We start from the raw sequence: 15772 nt of genomic DNA, 5'->3' as shown, positions 1-15772 counted from the left end.
GATTCACATAGGTCGAGGAGCGACAACGATGCCTGCAACCATCTACTACGAGGAAGACGCAGACCTGGGCCAGCTGGCGGGGCGCACCGTGGCCGTCATGGGCTACGGATCGCAAGGCCATGCCCACGCTTTGAATCTGCGCGACAGCGGTGTGGACGTCGTCGTGGGATTGCGCGAAGGCTCGTCGTCGCGGCCGAAGGCTGAGTCTGAGGGTTTGCGTGTCGCCGATGTTGCGGGCGCGGCTGCACAGGCCGACATCATCATGATGGCGCTGCCCGACACCGACCAGGCCGCCATCTACGACTCCTCGATCGCTCCGAACCTGAAGGCGCGTAACGCCATTGCCTTTTCGCACGGCTTCAACATCCACTTCGGCCAGATCAACCCGCCCGACGACGTGGATGTGTGGATGATCGCCCCCAAGGGTCCTGGGCACAACGTGCGACGCACCTACGTCGAAGGCGGCGGTGTGCCGGCGCTCGTGGCCATCCACCAGGACGCCAGCGGGCGTGCGATGGCAGATGCGCTGGCATATGCGAAGGGCATCGGGGGCACTCGGGGCGGCGTGCTGACGACCACGTTCGCCGAGGAGACCGAGACCGATCTGTTCGGCGAGCAAGTGGTGCTCTGCGGCGGCTTGACCGAATTGATCCGGGCTGGCTACGAGACCCTCGTGGAGGCCGGCTATCAGCCCGAGTCCGCCTACTTCGAGACCCTGCACGAGGTGAAGTTGATCGTCGACTTCATCTACGAGGCCGGCATCTCGGGCATGCGGTACTCGATCTCGACGACGGCCGAGTACGGCGACATGACCCGCGGCTCGCGCATCATCACCGACGAGACCCGTGCGGAGATGAAGCGCATCCTGGCGGAGATCCAGGACGGCAGCTTCGCCCAAGAGTGGATCGATGAGAACCGCAACGGGCTGCCGAACTACCGCCGCATGGTCTCCGAGGGCAAGCAGCATCCCATCGAGCAGGTCGGGGCGGAGTTGCGGGCGATGATGCCGTGGATCACCGCGGGCCGCCAGGACGTCACCGCCGCATCAGGTGGCGCCGTTTCCTGAGCGAACCGCCTCTGCTGGTGCAGTGGCAGAATCGGGGTGTGGTCGAAGTCGTCGTGACGCCGGTGCGGGTGCCCTCTGCGGGCGACCTGCTTGTGTCGACGCCGCGCTTGGTCGACCCCAACTTCGATCGCACCGTCGTCTTCGTGATCGAGCATCAGCAAGCAGGCACGCTGGGCGTCGTCATCAATCGCGTCTCGGACATCTCGTGCGCTTCAGCGGTTCCGCGCTGGGCGTCACGCTTCACCGAGGGAGCTGCGGTCGGGCTCGGCGGGCCGGTCGAACCGCAGGGACTGCTCGCTCTCGGGGCGACTGACGCTGCTCCTACGGTGCAAGCACAGCATCGCGAGGGCACTGCCACCGAGTCGTCCGAGACCGCCGGCGCATGGCGCACAGTGAATGGCGAGGTCGGCCTGGTTGATCTCACTGCCGATCCGTCTGAACTCGATGATGAGGTCGTTTCCGTACGCATCTACGGCGGGCACGCTGGCTGGGGGCCCGGCCAGTTGCGAGGCGAGCTGCAGGCCGGATGCTGGTGGGTGTTCAATTCGACACCGGGTGACTTGGCCGCCGATGCCACGACGCTCTGGTACGACGTGCTCGCACGCCAGAGCCCGCCTGCACGCCTGCTGGCGCACTATCCCGATGACCCCGCGCTGAACTAGCGCGTTGGGCTGTTTCACGGGACATACGCGGCTGCGCGAACGACAGGGGCACGCTCGCGCAGCGCGCTAGGTTCGTTTGTGAATCTGTCGGCCACCACATCGATGGCGGAGGTCTTCCATGAGCGATTACAACGAGCCGCCGACCTCGGACGAGGGGCGGCGGACTGGCTGGGCTGAACTCGCGACCGGCGAGACTGTCGAGTTGGCAAGACCAGGGACACGCTTCGGTGCACGGATTCTCGACGGGATCATCGTCGTCATCTTCTATTTCATTCTCGCCGCAGTGGCTTTCGGAGGTTTGGCTCCCTCCGGAGACGGTTCAGGGGTTTCTTCAGGCGGTATCGCCGTGATGTCCCTGGTTGGTCTGGCCATCGGTCTCGCATATGAGGTCGTGCAGATCGCTGTGTGGGGCCAGACTCTCGGCAAGCGGATGACCGGCATCAAGGTGGTCAGCGCAGCGCATGGCGGCGTGCCGGGCTGGGGCAAGGCCGTCGGCCGCTGGTTGATTCCGGGCCTGGTCTCGCTCATCCCGATCGTCGGTTGGCTCTTGGCCATCCTGTGCTACGTCAGCCTCACCTGGGACCGCGTCTATCAGGGTTGGCACGACAAGGCGGCTGGCACCCTCGTCGTCAGGGCTTGACCGGGTTCCCCGGGTGACCCTCGACTGAACATCGAGGCTGGCGCGAGACTCTTGAGCGAGTATCACGCTCGTCTATGAGGTCGTGTCGGTAGCCGTATGGGGACGGACGTTGGGCAAGCGCATCGTCGGGATCAAGGTCGTGCACGCCGTGAGCGGGGAACGGCCCAGATGGGACAAGGCGCTGTTGCGCTGGCTGGTTCCCAGCGTGCTCGCTGCCATGCCGTTTATTCCGTGGATCGGCGAGCTGTGGTGGGTGCTGTGTCAGGTGAGTCTCACATGGGACCGGGTATATCAGGGCTGGCATGACAAGGCCGCCGGCACGCTCGTGATCAAGGCCTAGGTGTCACATGAGCGACATCGATGAGAGGCGCGCCGCGCAGAGCAGGTGGCGGACCGGCTGGGTCGATGTGAATGACATCGGAACGGTGCGGCTCGCGAGTCCTGGAACTCGATTGGTTGCCCGGATCCTGGACGGAGGGGTCGTGTGCACGCTCTGGTTCATCGCTCGAGACGTTGTCGGCATGTACGTCGTTGACTCCAGGACTAGCGCCGCTGGCAGGCTCTTCGTCGGCCTTGCGATACTGCTGTTCTTCCTCGTCGGCTATGAGGTCATGCAGACAGCGCTCTGGGGCCGAACGCTCGGCAAGCGGATCGTGGACATCAGAGTGGTGAATCTGTCAACTGGGGGGCATCCCGGTTGGGGCAGGTCGCTGATCCGCTGGGCGGTACCGCTGGTGCCAGTAGCCGCCTTGGCGCGCCTCCTCCCCCCGCCCGTAGTACTCGCGGCATTCGTCGGCGCAGTGCTGTGCCCTCTCAGTCTCGTCTGGGACCGCAAGAACCAAGGCTGGCACGACAAGGCCGCGGGCACCGTCGTCGTCAGGACGGGCAACCTGTTCGTCGAGGTTTGAGGTGGGTCGTGCTCCACTCATCAGTCGCCTGGGCCGGGCGCCGGCTGGGCTCTATAACTGTTCCACCACGTAGTCGATGCAGGCCGTCAACGCTTCGGCATCGGCCGGTTCTATTGCTGGGAAGGCCGCGATGCGCAGTTGGTTGCGACCCAGCTTGCGGTAGCCCTCGGTGTCGACGATGCCATTGGCGCGCAGCGCCGCAGCGATGTCGTCTGCGTTGACGCCGTCGAAGTCGACCGTGCACACGACGGGGGAGCGAATCTCGGCATCGGTGACGAACGGCGCGGCGAAGTCCCGTTCTGCTGCCCAGCCGTATACGGCACCACTGGAGGCAGCCGAGCGAGACGCGGCCCAGGTGAGGCCGCCGCCGTTGAGCATCCATTCGGCAGTCTCGAGAGTCAGCAGGACCGTGGCCAGTGCCGGCGTGTTGTAGGTCTGGTCCTGACGGGAGTTCCGTACGGCAATCGCCAGGTCGAGCGTGGCGGGCTTGTAGCGGCCAGACACGTCGATCCGCTCGATCCGTTCGATCGCTGCCGGCGAGCACAGCGCGATCCACAGCCCGCCGTCAGCGGCAAACGCCTTCTGCGGCGCGAAGTAGTAGCAGTCGACATCGGCCGGGTCCCACGTCATCGCGCCCGCCGCCGAGGTGGCGTCGACCATGACGAGCGCCGGTGCGTCGCCCTGTCGGGTTGGGCCCAGCTGCGGTTGCGACAGCGGCATCGCCACGCCGGTCGAGGTCTCGTTGTGCGTCAGCGCGTACATGTCGATCTCGGTGTGGTCGGCGGGCTCGGGTACCGGATGGCTGCCATACGGCGCCGTGAGCACCACTGGATCTTCCAGGTGGGGCGCTGCCGCCGTAACTGCCGAGAATTTCTCGGAGAATTCGCCGAAGGTCAGGTGTTGGGCCCGGCGCTCGATGAGCGAGAAGGCGGCGGCGTCCCAGAAGCCCGTGCTGCCGCCGTTGCCCAGCACCACCTCCCATCCGTCGCTGAGACCGAACAGCTCGGCCATCGCGGCCCGCAACCGACCCACCACCGAACGCACGCCGCTGCGGCGGTGCGATGTACCCATGTAGTCGAGGGCGCGAGCCGCGAGTGCCTTGACGGCTTCGGGACGGACCTTGGAGGGTCCCGAGCCGAAGCGCCCGTCGGCAGGCCGCAGTTCTGCGGGAATGGAAATTGATGAGGGAGACACAGCCATCGGCTGCCACTATTGCGCCCGGCACCACTGCCGACAACCACATTTTCCCGACAATTTGCCGACACGCCAGTCTGTGGGGCTTGCGGCGCGGCCCACGCGCGCCGGAATGCGCGACTTGGCGGCGAGACTGTCGGGCGCTCGCGGCCGCGCTATGCACCCGAACCAACAAGTCAGAACCAGCAAGTCAGGAGTCGCCTCATGCCCACCTCACCAGGGTCCAGCCGAGCATCGGGCGGCAAACGGGTTTCCGAAGCGTTGGCGGGCATCGCCCCGTCGGCGACCCTGGCCGTTGATGCCAAGGCAAAGGCACTTCGGGCTGCAGGCGAGAACGTGATCGGATTCGGCGCCGGCGAGCCTGACTTCCCGACACCCGAACACATCGTGGACGCGGCGGTGGCCGCGTGCCGCGACTCGGCGAACCACCGTTATTCCCCGGCCGGCGGCCAGCCTGCGCTGAAAGCCGCCCTTGCCGCCAAGACCAAGCGCGACAGCGGTCTCGACTGGGACGCGAGCCAATTCCTGGTCACCAATGGCGGCAAGCAGGCCGTCTACAACACCATGGCCGCGCTGGTGGATCCGGGTGACGAGGTACTGCTGCTGGCGCCGTACTGGACGACGTATCCCGAAGCGATCCGAGTATTCGGTGGCGTCCCAGTTGAGGTCTTCGCGGGCATCGAGTCAGGATTCCAGGTCAGTGTCGACCAGCTTGAGGCGGCGCGGACCGACCGCACCAAGGCGCTGCTGTTCGTGTCGCCGTCGAACCCGACCGGTGCCGTGTACCCCCGTGACGAAATCGTTGCGATCGGTGAGTGGGCAATCGAGCACGGCTTGTGGGTGATCACCGATGAGATCTATGAGCACCTCACCTACGGCGATGCCGAGCATCACTCGCTGCCTGTTCTGGTGCCCGAGGTCGCCGACCGCTGCGTCGTGCTGAACGGTGTAGCCAAGACCTACGCCATGACGGGCTGGCGAGTCGGGTGGATGGCCGGGCCGCCTGACGTGATCGCTGCGGCCACCAATCTGCAGAGCCATTCCACTTCCAATGTGTGCAACGTGGCACAGGCAGCAGCGCTCGCAGCGGTCTCGGGAGACCTTGAGGCGGTCGCGATGATGCGAGCCGCGTTTGAGGTGCGGCGCCAGCGCATCACCGAGATGCTCAACGCCATCGAGGGCGTGGAGTGTCCCGAACCCGAAGGCGCGTTCTACGCGTTCCCGAACATGGAAGGGCTGCTGGTACGCCGTTTCGGCGGCGTTGAAGTCACGACGACGATGGAGTTGGCCGCAGCCATCCTCGAGCACGCCAAGGTGGCGTTCGTCCCGGGTGAGGCGTTCGGCGCCCCTGGCTATGCGCGGTTCTCGTTCGCCCTGGGTCTCGACGATCTGGCCGAAGGCATCAGCCGCATCGCAGATCTGGTTGCGTGACATGGCACGAGTCCTGGTCGCCGAGGAACTGGCTGATGCTGGCCTCGACATGCTGCGTGCAGCCGGCCACGACGTCGATGTTCGCACCGGGCTCAGTACCGACGAACTGCGCGACGCCATCGCCGCGGCACAGGCGCTGATCGTCCGCTCGGCAACGCAAGTAGATGCTGATCTCCTCGCGGCAGGTGATGCACTCGTTGTCGTAGGGCGTGCCGGAGTGGGACTCGACAACATCGACGTCGCTGCTGCTACTGAGCGCGGTGTGCTCGTCTGCAATGCGCCGTTGAGCAATGTCGTGTCGGCTGCGGAGATGACCATCGCATTGATGCTGGCGCTGGCTCGCCACATACCGCAGGCTCACCAAGCGCTCTCGAATGGCCGATGGGAGCGCAGCCGCTGGGGCGGCATGGAGATCTACCGCAAGACGGTCGGGATTCTCGGCCTCGGACGTGTCGGCCGCCTGGTGGCGCAGCGGATCGCCCCATTCGACGTCGAGCTCATTGCCTACGACCCCTATGTGAGCCCGGAGTCTGCTCGAGCGGCCGGGGTCGACATGGTGCGGTTCGAAGAGCTGCTTGAGCGTTCCGACATCATCACGTTGCACATGCCGCGGACGCCCGAGACGGTCGGCCTGCTGGGCGCCGAGAACCTCGCCAAGTGCCGCCCGCACGCATTGATCGTGAACGCCGCCCGGGGCGGCATTCTCGATGAGGCGGCAGCAGCGGCCGCGCTGGAGGAGGGACGGCTGGGCGGCGTGGCAATGGATGTCTACGCAACTGAGCCCGCCACCGCCTCGCCGCTGTTCGGACGTCCCGAGGTTGTGACAACCCCGCACCTCGGTGCGAGCACCAGCGAAGCTCAAGACCGTGCTGGCACCCAGATCGCCGAGCAGGTGAACCTGGCCTTGGCCGGCGATCCCGTGCCCTACGCCGTCAACGCCTAGCGCTTCTTCAATCCAGCCGGCTGCCCAGCGCACGACCCCTCAGCTGCGGTCAGCTGAGTTCTATCGCTGTTGCTTGTGGCCGTCCGAGAGGACATTGCCGTAGATCTTCTCGTTGGCGCCGGAGGTGCTGAATCCCGTGTTGCCCCGCGTGGCGTGCATAGCGTCACGCACGCGCCGGGCGGCCGCCTTGCGGGGGTCCGGAGCCGGCGGGTTCTTCTTCGAGTGTGAGAGCGCAGCAAGAAAGCCACGGACGTTCTTGACGAACTTGGCGAGTCCCTTGCGGACCATCTCGACTCCTCAACGGGTCAGATCGGGTTGAGTTCACCCTACATCGCGCCGGAAGTCGGCCATCTGCAAGGAAAGGGGCCTGGCTGGTTTCAGCGTTGGGCGGCGACAGCAGCTGCGTCGGGGTGATGCAGGTAGCGCTCAGGAATCTCGAACCCGAAGATGCGGGCAGCGTTGAGACCAAGGATCTTGGCCCGCTCGCCATCATCGAGATGGCTCATCGTGCGCTCGATCGCTTGGGCGGAATACGGCCAGGAGCCCTCGTGATGCGGGAAGTCGTTCGCCCACAGGAAGTTGTCGACCAGACCGTGCTCGCGGGCAAGATCAAGGCCGGCGGCGTCCTCCTGGAAGCTCGCGAAGCCCTGGCGCTTGAAGTACTCGCTGGGCAGCAGCTCCAGCTTTGGCCGGACCCACATGTGGTGCTTGAGATACGCCTCGTCCATGGCACCCAGCATCCATGGCGCCCAGCCGATGCCAGCCTCGATGGCACCGAAGCGCAGGTTCGGGTGTCGCTCCGCGACGCCTGAAGCACAGACGTTGACCAGCGGTTCCATAGTCGGCGCCAGCGAATGCACGGCGTAGTTGATGACGGCTCCGCCCTGGCTACGAGCGGTGCGCGGGTCGCGACCCGTCGAGACGTGGAACGTGACCGGCAGATCGACGTCGTCGATGCAGTCCCACAACGGCTCGAACTCGCGCAGGTTGTAGTTCGGGTCGTCGACGTCAGGTGGCCCGAAGACGGGCTTGCACGGCAGGCTCAGTCCCTTGAACCCGAGCGGAGCGCAACGCTGGATCTCGGCGATCGCCTTGTCCAGCGCTGCGGGGGCGATGCAGGCCATCGGAGCGAGCCGGTCGTTGTAGTCGGCGAACTCCTCCCAGGCCCACTCGTTGTAGGCCCGGCACATTGCGTGACTGAAATCGGCGTCAGGCGTGGCCCAGATAGTGAGGCCCTTGTTCGGAAACAGAACCTCGGCGTCACAGCCGTCCAGTGCCAGGTCACGCACGCGTGACTCGGGGTCGCGACCCGACTGATTGCGCAGCTTCTCGTGACCCTCGAACGGTTTGGTCCAGTTCAGCTTGGCCGGACGGAAGCCCTCGGCCTTCTGGAAGAACTGCTCCTCAGCAGTGTCGTTTCCGGCTGCGTCCTTATCGCCCTTGCCATGGGGATCCATGTCCTTGCTGACGGCAATGGTCGGCAGCCGATGGTGGTAGTCGGGGTCGATACGGTCGAACAGGAACGTGTTCGGCTCTTGGACGTGACCATCGGCAGAGCACATGAAGAACTTGTCGGCCGCATCCGGCCGAGCTGAACGCAGCCAGCCGGTGTTGCCGGGTGTCTCGAGACGCCACACATTGTTGACATCCGGTTGCGGAATGAGCGTCGTCATGTCAGGGCTCCAGAGTCAGCGAGGTGGGGACCGTGAGAGCCGAGTCGGTCCGGCTCCAGACGATTCTGGCACGCCAAGGCTTCGCTTGAGCCAGCCGGCCCGCAACGTGCCGCGCCGGGTAGATCACGAATGGCTCGGAGGCGCCAGGTGTGTCTGCGTTCATCGGTATTACTCCTCTCGTGCCACGAGGTGGCCGGGTTCGATCTCGGTGAGCACGACTGGCTCGGGAGCTGTGCCGGGCTCGAATACGGGGCTCGGGATCTCGTCGGTGCGCACCGACCGATCAGTACGGCGCTGCCGCGGATCGGCGATCGGCACGGCGTCCAGCGCTGACACGGCCTCATCGGCGATCACGAGTTCAGGGCGCAGCGCGAGCGCCCGGGCGATGCAAATGCGTTGACGCTGCCCACCCGAGAGTTGGTGCGGGTATTGCGACATGTCGTCGGCAGACATGCCCACGCGCTGCAGCAGCGTCGCCACCACATCGTTGATCCCCCGGCGTGGCACGGCCCGGTGAATCTCCAGCGGTTCGCCGATGGCCTTGCCGATCGGTCGGCGTGGATCCAGGCTGGCGAACGGATCTTGGAAGACGATCTGGACCTTGCGACGATGGGGGCGCAGGGCGCTCGGCCCGAGGTTGGTGATGTCCGTGCCATCGAGGCGGATCGTGCCGCTTGTCGGGTCGAGCAGACGGATGATCAGATACGCCAGTGTTGATTTTCCGCAGCCGCTCTCGCCGACGATCGCGAGTGTCTCGCCCCGTCCGACCTGCAGGCTGACCTGCTCGACGGCGTGCACACGCGCCTTGCCCGGAGCTGGGAAGTGTTTGGTGAGAGCGTCGACTTCGACGATTGGTGTCCCAGCGGCCGACGTCGTCATGCGTCGGTGCTTCCCTTGGCCGTCCTCGCGGCAAGCGATTCTGTGTCGCCTGCCTCATTGGGATCAAGCAGCTCGAATCGCCGGGGATCGGAGTGACCGGCAATCTCGGCGACGACGCCCATGTCGTGGGTGATGATCAGCACCGCGGCGCCCGTTTCGCGCTGCATCTCGGCCATCAGCGCCAGGATCTGCGCCTGGATCGTCACGTCGAGGGCGGTTGTGGGCTCGTCGGCGATGAGAATTGCCGGGTCACAGGCAAGTGCCATCGCGATCATCACTCGCTGTCGCATCCCGCCCGACATCTCATGGGGTATTAGTCGATCCGGCGTGCGGCGTCGGGAATCCGCACTCGGTCGAGCATCTCTAGGGTCCGCTGCCGCGCCTGCGCGCGATTCATGCCGCGGTGCAGTCGCAGCGCCTCGCCGATCTGGCTGCCGACGGTGTACACGGGATTCAGGCTGGTCAGCGGCTCTTGGAAGATCATCGAGATCCGGTTGCCCCGAATGGAGCGCATCTGCGGTTCGGCGAGCTTGAGCAGATCGACAACCTGTCCATCGTCGTGCCTGAACAGCACCTCCCCGCTGTCGATAGTGGCTCTCGTTCCGATCTCGATGAGCCGCATGATCGATAGAGCAGTCACCGACTTTCCCGAACCCGATTCACCGACCACCGCAAGAGTTCCGCCGTCATGGAGATCCAGAGAGACATCCGACACTGCAGTGAAGTCATCGAATCGGACGGTCAACCCCCGCACTGACAGCCGTGACACGCCGAAACTGGGAGACACTGCTCAGCGCTCGCGCAGCATGGGTTTGCAGACGTCCTGCAGGCCGTCGCCGATGATGACGGTGGTTGGATCTCCTGGCGTGATGCGGATGCGAAGGTAGTCGGGTGCGACCACAGCCAGCAAGATCTTGACCGGGCTCCCGTGGAGCCGGCGCTACCGTAACCGACGTCGCCATCCCCCACCGCAGTCGGCGCCCGTTGTCTGCGGAGCCCGGCGCGACGTTGCAGGCGAGGTGCTCGGCCGATGAAGGTCCACTGGTTCTTGCCAACCGGAGGCGACTCGCGCGACGTACTGCCCGACGAGCCGGGCGCGCATTGGCGGGCGCCGTCGATGGACTATCTCGCCCAGATCGCGACTGCCTGCGATCAGCTTGGCTACGAGGGGATGCTCACGCCGTGCGGGACGATGTGCGAGGACGCCTGGCTCTCCACCATCGCCCTGGCGCCGCTGACGCGCCGCATCAAGTTCCTGGTGGCGTTCAGGCCCGGATTCCTCTCGCCGACGCTCGCCGCACAGATGGCTTCCACCTACCAGCGGCTCACCGGCGGCCGATTGCTGCTCAACATCGTGACCGGAGCAGAGCCACGCGAGCTAAATCGCTTCGGCGACTGGCTCGACAAGGACACTCGCTATGCCCGTACGGGCGAGTTTCTGCAGATTGTGCGTGAGGCGTGGAGCGGGGACCCGTTCGACTTCGACGGCGACTTCTACAAGGTCGCCGGGGCAACGACCCGCGATGTTCCCGATCCGGTGCCGCCCGTGTACTTCGGCGGAGCGTCGCCCGCGGCCGAACGCATCGCGGCGACTCACGTCGACGTGTATCTCGCCTGGGGCGAACCGCCAGACATGGTGACTGAACGCCTGGGTCGCATGCGGACGCTGGCGGCCGAACAGGGACGCACTCTGCGGTTCGGCATCCGGTTTCACGTCATCACCCGGCCCGATGCTGCTGATGCTTGGGCCGTGGCGGACGACATGCTCGCCCACATGAGCCCCGAGGCGATCGCTTCGGCCCAAGCCGACTTCGCCACCACCATGTCCGAAGGCCAGCGCCGGATGGCGCAACTGCACTCAGAACAGGGCGGCCGACTTGAGATCCATCCCAACGTCTGGTCGGGCATCGGGCTCGTTCGGGGAGGCGCTGGCACCGCACTCGTGGGCAGCTACGCCGAGGTAGCCGACCGAATTGCCGAATATCACGAACTGGGCTTTGACGAGTTCATCCTGTCGGGCTATCCGCACCTTGAAGAGGCCTATTGGTTCGGCGAGGGCGTGATGCCGATCCTGCGTGAGCAGGGCTTGCTGGAGTCGCTGGAGACCGGCTCTGGCGAGGCGCTCGTCTCGTCGTTCCGCTGAGCGTCACATGTCAGGGCCCGCTTCGGACACTCTGCGCTTGGGCCTGTTGCGCTGCGACGATCCCGTGGGTGAGCTGAGATCTATCTGCGGCACCTATTCGGACATGTTCGCCGACGTGATTGCGCGGGTGGACCCGAGCGTCGAGATGGACACCTTCAGCCTTCCCGATGGCGAATGGCCCGATGACCTCGACGCCTACGACGGCTGGATGACCACCGGCACTCGAGCCTCGGTGTATGACGACGTGCCCTGGATCACCCAGTTCGCCGACTTCGTGCGGCAGCTGCACGCTGAGCGTCGCAAGATGTTCGGCGTCTGTTTCGGTCACCAGATGATCGCCCACGCGCTCGGTGGCACGGTGCAGCGGGCGCCCCATGGCTGGACGGTCGGCGCGAACGTCTGGAAGATTCATGAGCACCGCGAGTGGATGGATCCGCAATCGGACGAGATCCGCCTCATCCACAGCCATCAAGACCAGGTGGTGTCACTGCCCCCCGGTGGCCTCGTGTTGGCAGGCGCTGACCGATGCCCGATCGCGATGCTGGCGGTGGGGGACCACCTCATCGGACTGCAAGGTCACCCAGAATTCCAACCCGAATTCGTCGGGCCGCTGTACGAGAGCCGCACCGAGTTGCTGGGCACAGACGTTGTGGCCGAGGCCAAGACCAGTCTGTCCACGCCCTGCAACCAGGAACTCGCCGCAACCTGGATGCTGCGTTTCTTCGCCGGCACGCAGGCAGCCGCCGACGGCCACGATGCAGCTGTTACTCCGCAATGAACCCGGCCGCGATCGCCATTTCCACGCCCCGCGCACGGGCTTCTTCGGTGAGCGGTCGAGGGTCGATGATGGAAGTCTCATACGGGATGACCTGCTCGAAGTCGACAGCACGCCAGCCGACGCTCGCCCAGTGGCTGAACTCACTGCACTCACCCCCGGTCATGCCGCGAAACTTGTCAAGCGCCATATCGAGGTAGTGGAGGTCGTCAGCATCGAATAGCTGCTGAGGCTCCCGCAAGGGGCGCAGAACGTTCTCGGGGTGAGGCGCTCCAATATCGCGTTGACGCAGCTCGACGGCACCCTCCTCGATCAGAGCCTCGCGTGCGGGAACCTGGCGCACCGGTGCCGGCCCCTCCGGGAGCTTCTGATACATGGCACCGGTCACCGACCGGAGCCGTTCCCGAAAGCTCTCGAAATCGGCCCACCACAGGATCTTGTTCAACTTGACCGCGCCGCGACCCGCGGGGTCGTCTTCGAGCCGGCGCGCGACGTACAAGATCGCTTCTTGGAGCCGCTCGTCACCTGGCGGCGCATCCATGCCGTAGCGGGACACGTCGGTGAGCTCTACTGCTGCCACAGCGGCCCTCCCATCTCTCTTCATCCTGCCAGACACCCTGCCAACGGGGTGTGACTCGCTGCCGGAGACGGTCGCCCCCATTGAGTCATGGAACGGTGGCCCGCAAGCCCATCGAGCATCTGATTGCTGCCTCCCGGCGGCGTTGCGTCCCGCCTGGGCTGCTGCGCAGTCAGGTCGTGGGCATCCAGTCGGGACGGGTCGTCTCGTAGCCATCGATGGCAGCGACGCTGCGCATCGTGATGCCGATGTCGTCGAGGCCCTCCAAGAAGCGTTCCCGGGTGGCGTCGTCCATCGGGAACGATTCCTCGATGCCCGCGGCAGGGGCGCTGAGCAAGAGCCGCTCCACGTCGACGGTCACGATCAGGTTCGGGTCTTCGTCCACGGCGGCACGCAGGCGTGCTGCGGCCTCCTCGGACACCTGCACCGGCACGAGACCGTTCTTGGTGGAGTTGTTGCGGAAGATGTCCCCGAAGCGGGGCGAGACCACCGCAACGAATCCGTAGTCCATGAGCGCCCACACGGCGTGCTCCCGTGACGAGCCAGTGCCGAAGTTGGAACCAGCCACCAGCACCGTGGCGCCGGCGAAGCGCTCGTCGTTCAGCACAAAGTCGCGCTCGTCGCGCCACTCGCTGAACAATCCCTTACCGAAGCCGGTGCGTTCGACCCGCTTCAACCAGTCGCTGGGGATGATCTGGTCGGTGTCCACGTCGGAGCGATCGAGCGGCACTGCGCGCCCCTCGTGCACTCGTACTGGCTCCATGCCGTTCCCTCTCTGTCGAGCGTGTTGAGTCTGTCGAACCTGACCGTGCGGGTCTCAGCAGCCGTTCAGGCGAGATCGTCGGGGGTCACAAAGCGCCCGGCGATCGCCGTGGCGGCGGCCACCTCCGGCGAGCACAGGTGCGTCCGGCCGCCCCGCCCCTGCCGACCCTCGAAGTTGCGATTCGACGTCGACGCCGAGCGCTCGCCGGGCGCGAGCTTGTCGGGGTTCATCGCCAGGCACATAGAGCAGCCGGGTTCGCGCCAGTCGAATCCAGCCTCAGTGAAGATCGCGTCGAGCCCTTCGGCCTCGGCCTGCCTCTTGACGGCGAACGAGCCGGGCACCACCAGCGTCCGGACGCCGTCGGCCACCTTGCGTCCCCGTGCGACTGCTGCAGCAGCTCGCAGGTCTTCGATGCGCGAATTGGTGCAGCTGCCGATGAAAACCGTGTCGACATGTACGTCGGACAGCCGGGTGCCCGCGGCAAGTCCCATGTAGTCGAGTGCCCGCTGGGCAGTCGTGGCTTCGACGGGATCCTCGAAGTCGCTGGGTGCAGGCACGGCGCCGTCGATCGGGATGACATGCGCAGGATTGGTGCCCCAGGTCACATGCGGGCGCAGCGATGCGGCCTCGACGGTGACCGTACGGTCGAAGGTCGCGCTTTCGTCAGTGACGAGCGACCGCCAGTCGGACACGGCTGCGTCCCAGTCGGCACCGGTCGGCACATGCCGACGACCTGCCATGTACTCGAAGGTGGTTTCGTCGGGCGACACCATGCCGGCCTTGGCGCCCGCCTCGATGGACATGTTGCAGACGGTCATCCGGCCTTCCATCGACAGCGCACGGATCGCAGATCCGCGGTACTCGATGATGTGCCCGATGCCGCCGCCGGTGCCGATCCGGCCGATGATCGCGAGCACGATGTCCTTGGCGGTCACACCCGCAGGCGCGGCACCCTCGACCCGTACTTCCATGGTGGCGGGACGCGTCTGTGGCAGTGTCTGGCTGGCCAGCACATGCTCGACTTCGGAGGTTCCGATACCGAAGGCCAGAGCGCCAAAGGCCCCGTGCGTCGAAGTGTGGCTGTCGCCGCACACCACCGTCATGCCCGGCAGCGTGAGGCCGCGTTCGGGGCCGATGACGTGGACGATGCCCTGGCCCGGGTCGCCCATCGGGTACAGCGTGATGCCGAATTCGTCGCAGTTGGTCCGCAGTACCTCGACCTGTCTGGCAGAGATCGGATCGGCGATCGGCAGGTGGAGATCTGCAGTCGGGACGTTGTGGTCCTCAGTCGCCACGGTGAGGTCCGGGCGTCGCACAGTGCGGCCTGAAATCCGCAGGCCTTCGAATGCCTGCGGCGAGGTCACCTCATGCACGAGGTGAAGATCGATATAGAGGAGATCGGGCTGGCCGCCGCCGGTGCGAACGACGTGGCGGTCCCAAACCTTCTCGCTGAGCGTGCGCGGCCCCGCCGCTGGTGCGCCCGCGCTCGATGCGTTTGCCGCTGTGGTGTCTGTCACACCTTCACTATGGACCCTGTGCACCTGTCAAACCAACGTGGCGGAACCCGAAGGGGGCGAATCGTCAGGCCTCGATGGCCACGACTTCGATGCGCAGCTGGTTGCCATTCGCTTCGTAGGTGACCGTCTGGCCGGCCCGAGCGCCCTCGAGAGCTTGACCCATCGGCGAGCCAGGCGAGACGACCTCTATGTCGGGCCGACGTTCCTCGATCGAGCCGAACAGGTACTGCTCGACCTCGTTGTCGCCTTCGAAGCGGATCGAGACCACCAGCCCCGGTGCCACCTTGCTGTCGTCAAATCCCTCGACGATCTCGCAGTTCTCCAGAATCGACTTCAGCCGCATGATGCGGCCTTCCATCTTCCCCTGTTCCTCTTTGGCAGCGTGGTAGTCGCCGTTCTCGGACAGGTCTCCGAGCAGGCGGGCCGTTTCGATCTGCGCAGCGATGTCGATACGACCGCGACCGGTCAGATCGGTGAACTCGGTCTGCAGCCGATCGTGGGTCTCCGCTGAGATGTGATGGATCTCGCGCACCTGCGCGAGGTTACCGAGGGCTTCTCAAGGCACACTCACCATCGCATTTGCGCCGCAGGGCGTACCTAA

At 65.5% G+C, this 15772-nt stretch carries 17 protein-coding genes and 1 pseudogene; 9 read left to right on the top strand and 9 right to left on the bottom strand.

From position 1 onward, the window contains the following. Positions 1-28: 28 nt before the first annotated feature. The 5 genes from ilvC to ACOQPH_RS11195 all read left to right on the top strand — a co-directional run bounded on the left by ilvC (position 29) and on the right by ACOQPH_RS11195 (position 3276). Positions 29-1066, top strand: a complete 1038-nt coding sequence (gene ilvC, locus ACOQPH_RS11215) for a ketol-acid reductoisomerase (RefSeq protein WP_420621474.1) — start codon at positions 29-31, stop codon at positions 1064-1066. A gap of 38 nt (positions 1067-1104) precedes the next feature. Beyond that, complete coding sequence (locus tag ACOQPH_RS11210; RefSeq protein ID WP_420621473.1) at positions 1105-1728, top strand: YqgE/AlgH family protein; 624 nt, start codon at positions 1105-1107, stop codon at positions 1726-1728. 118 nt (positions 1729-1846) lie between these two features. After that, on the top strand, positions 1847-2368 hold the full coding sequence (locus tag ACOQPH_RS11205; protein ID WP_420621472.1) for an RDD family protein: 522 nt from the start codon (positions 1847-1849) through the stop codon (positions 2366-2368). Positions 2369-2450: 82 nt separating this feature from the next. Then, entirely contained in the window at positions 2451-2708 is a 258-nt protein-coding gene (locus ACOQPH_RS11200) for an RDD family protein (protein WP_420621471.1), read from the top strand. A 7-nt stretch (positions 2709-2715) separates the two neighbouring features. Next, entirely contained in the window at positions 2716-3276 is a 561-nt protein-coding gene (locus ACOQPH_RS11195; RefSeq protein WP_420621470.1) for an RDD family protein, read from the top strand. 51 nt (positions 3277-3327) lie between these two features. Here ACOQPH_RS11195 and serC read toward each other — a convergent pair whose 3' ends face one another. Then, positions 3328-4476, bottom strand: a complete 1149-nt coding sequence (gene serC / locus ACOQPH_RS11190; protein WP_420621469.1) for a phosphoserine transaminase — start codon at positions 4474-4476, stop codon at positions 3328-3330. 198 nt (positions 4477-4674) lie between these two features. Between serC and ACOQPH_RS11185 the strand changes: the two genes are divergently transcribed. Together ACOQPH_RS11185 and ACOQPH_RS11180 are read left to right on the top strand one after the other, a co-directional pair. Further along, positions 4675-5901 (top strand): pyridoxal phosphate-dependent aminotransferase, encoded by a 1227-nt coding sequence (locus ACOQPH_RS11185; protein WP_420621468.1) that lies wholly within the window; start codon positions 4675-4677, stop codon positions 5899-5901. A 1-nt stretch (position 5902) separates the two neighbouring features. Continuing rightward, positions 5903-6844, top strand: coding sequence for a hydroxyacid dehydrogenase (locus tag ACOQPH_RS11180; protein ID WP_420621467.1), 942 nt, complete (start codon positions 5903-5905; stop codon positions 6842-6844). 60 nt (positions 6845-6904) lie between these two features. Here the strand turns inward: ACOQPH_RS11180 and ACOQPH_RS11175 are convergent, their stop codons facing one another. From ACOQPH_RS11175 to ACOQPH_RS11160, 4 genes and pseudogenes are all read right to left on the bottom strand, one after another. Then, entirely contained in the window at positions 6905-7132 is a 228-nt protein-coding gene (locus tag ACOQPH_RS11175) for a hypothetical protein (RefSeq protein ID WP_420621466.1), read from the bottom strand. Positions 7133-7221: 89 nt separating this feature from the next. Next, positions 7222-8517 carry an amidohydrolase family protein gene (locus tag ACOQPH_RS11170; protein ID WP_420621465.1) on the bottom strand — a complete coding sequence of 432 codons (1296 nt, stop codon included), beginning with the start codon at positions 8515-8517 and terminating at the stop codon, positions 7222-7224. A 168-nt stretch (positions 8518-8685) separates the two neighbouring features. Next, complete coding sequence (locus tag ACOQPH_RS11165; protein WP_420621464.1) at positions 8686-9396, bottom strand: ATP-binding cassette domain-containing protein; 711 nt, start codon at positions 9394-9396, stop codon at positions 8686-8688. A gap of 98 nt (positions 9397-9494) precedes the next feature. After that, positions 9495-10165: pseudogene (locus ACOQPH_RS11160) on the bottom strand (ATP-binding cassette domain-containing protein); the annotation flags it as partial. A gap of 261 nt (positions 10166-10426) precedes the next feature. Here ACOQPH_RS11160 and ACOQPH_RS11155 point away from each other — a divergent pair. Both ACOQPH_RS11155 and ACOQPH_RS11150 read left to right on the top strand, forming a co-directional pair. Further along, positions 10427-11539 (top strand): LLM class flavin-dependent oxidoreductase, encoded by a 1113-nt coding sequence (locus ACOQPH_RS11155; protein WP_420621463.1) that lies wholly within the window; start codon positions 10427-10429, stop codon positions 11537-11539. Between the two features lie 7 nt (positions 11540-11546). Beyond that, complete coding sequence (locus tag ACOQPH_RS11150; protein WP_420621462.1) at positions 11547-12317, top strand: glutamine amidotransferase-related protein; 771 nt, start codon at positions 11547-11549, stop codon at positions 12315-12317. On the opposite strand, the gene ACOQPH_RS11145 is transcribed toward ACOQPH_RS11150, so the two are convergent. From ACOQPH_RS11145 to ACOQPH_RS11130, 4 genes are all read right to left on the bottom strand, one after another. After that, positions 12304-12894 carry a Panacea domain-containing protein gene (locus ACOQPH_RS11145; RefSeq protein WP_420621461.1) on the bottom strand — a complete coding sequence of 197 codons (591 nt, stop codon included), beginning with the start codon at positions 12892-12894 and terminating at the stop codon, positions 12304-12306. The genes ACOQPH_RS11150 and ACOQPH_RS11145 overlap by 14 nt on opposite strands. 169 nt (positions 12895-13063) lie before the next feature. Then, positions 13064-13654 carry a 3-isopropylmalate dehydratase small subunit gene (leuD, locus tag ACOQPH_RS11140; RefSeq protein ID WP_420621460.1) on the bottom strand — a complete coding sequence of 197 codons (591 nt, stop codon included), beginning with the start codon at positions 13652-13654 and terminating at the stop codon, positions 13064-13066. 65 nt (positions 13655-13719) lie between these two features. Beyond that, positions 13720-15171: a 3-isopropylmalate dehydratase large subunit gene (gene leuC / locus ACOQPH_RS11135; protein WP_420621459.1), complete on the bottom strand. Its 1452-nt coding sequence runs from the start codon at positions 15169-15171 to the stop codon at positions 13720-13722. A 64-nt stretch (positions 15172-15235) separates the two neighbouring features. Next, on the bottom strand, positions 15236-15703 hold the full coding sequence (locus ACOQPH_RS11130; RefSeq protein WP_420621458.1) for a GreA/GreB family elongation factor: 468 nt from the start codon (positions 15701-15703) through the stop codon (positions 15236-15238). Between the last annotated feature and the right edge of the window lie 69 nt (positions 15704-15772).

The sequence above is a fragment of the Candidatus Poriferisodalis sp. genome (genome assembly GCF_965221945.1).
In the GTDB taxonomy this organism is placed as follows: domain Bacteria; phylum Actinomycetota; class Acidimicrobiia; order Acidimicrobiales; family Poriferisodalaceae; genus Poriferisodalis.
Note: the sequence above shows the minus strand (reverse complement) of the source record. Positions and strands in the feature narration are given on the sequence as shown.

What these genes read in the sequence shown, in the direction of transcription:
- ACOQPH_RS11205 (WP_420621472.1), top strand. Translation starts at nt 1,847, where the DNA reads ATGAGCGATTACAACGAGCCGCCGACCTCGGACGAGGGGCGGCGGACT.
- ACOQPH_RS11185 (WP_420621468.1), top strand. Translation starts at nt 4,675, where the DNA reads ATGCCCACCTCACCAGGGTCCAGCCGAGCATCGGGCGGCAAACGGGTT.
- ACOQPH_RS11195 (WP_420621470.1), top strand. Translation starts at nt 2,716, where the DNA reads ATGAGCGACATCGATGAGAGGCGCGCCGCGCAGAGCAGGTGGCGGACC.
- ACOQPH_RS11150 (WP_420621462.1), top strand. Translation starts at nt 11,547, where the DNA reads ATGTCAGGGCCCGCTTCGGACACTCTGCGCTTGGGCCTGTTGCGCTGC.
- ACOQPH_RS11175 (WP_420621466.1), bottom strand. Translation starts at nt 7,132, where the DNA reads ATGGTCCGCAAGGGACTCGCCAAGTTCGTCAAGAACGTCCGTGGCTTT.
- ilvC (WP_420621474.1), top strand. Translation starts at nt 29, where the DNA reads ATGCCTGCAACCATCTACTACGAGGAAGACGCAGACCTGGGCCAGCTG.
- ACOQPH_RS11170 (WP_420621465.1), bottom strand. Translation starts at nt 8,517, where the DNA reads ATGACGACGCTCATTCCGCAACCGGATGTCAACAATGTGTGGCGTCTC.
- ACOQPH_RS11180 (WP_420621467.1), top strand. Translation starts at nt 5,903, where the DNA reads ATGGCACGAGTCCTGGTCGCCGAGGAACTGGCTGATGCTGGCCTCGAC.
- ACOQPH_RS11155 (WP_420621463.1), top strand. Translation starts at nt 10,427, where the DNA reads ATGAAGGTCCACTGGTTCTTGCCAACCGGAGGCGACTCGCGCGACGTA.
- serC (WP_420621469.1), bottom strand. Translation starts at nt 4,476, where the DNA reads ATGGCTGTGTCTCCCTCATCAATTTCCATTCCCGCAGAACTGCGGCCT.
- ACOQPH_RS11165 (WP_420621464.1), bottom strand. Translation starts at nt 9,396, where the DNA reads ATGACGACGTCGGCCGCTGGGACACCAATCGTCGAAGTCGACGCTCTC.
- leuD (WP_420621460.1), bottom strand. Translation starts at nt 13,654, where the DNA reads ATGGAGCCAGTACGAGTGCACGAGGGGCGCGCAGTGCCGCTCGATCGC.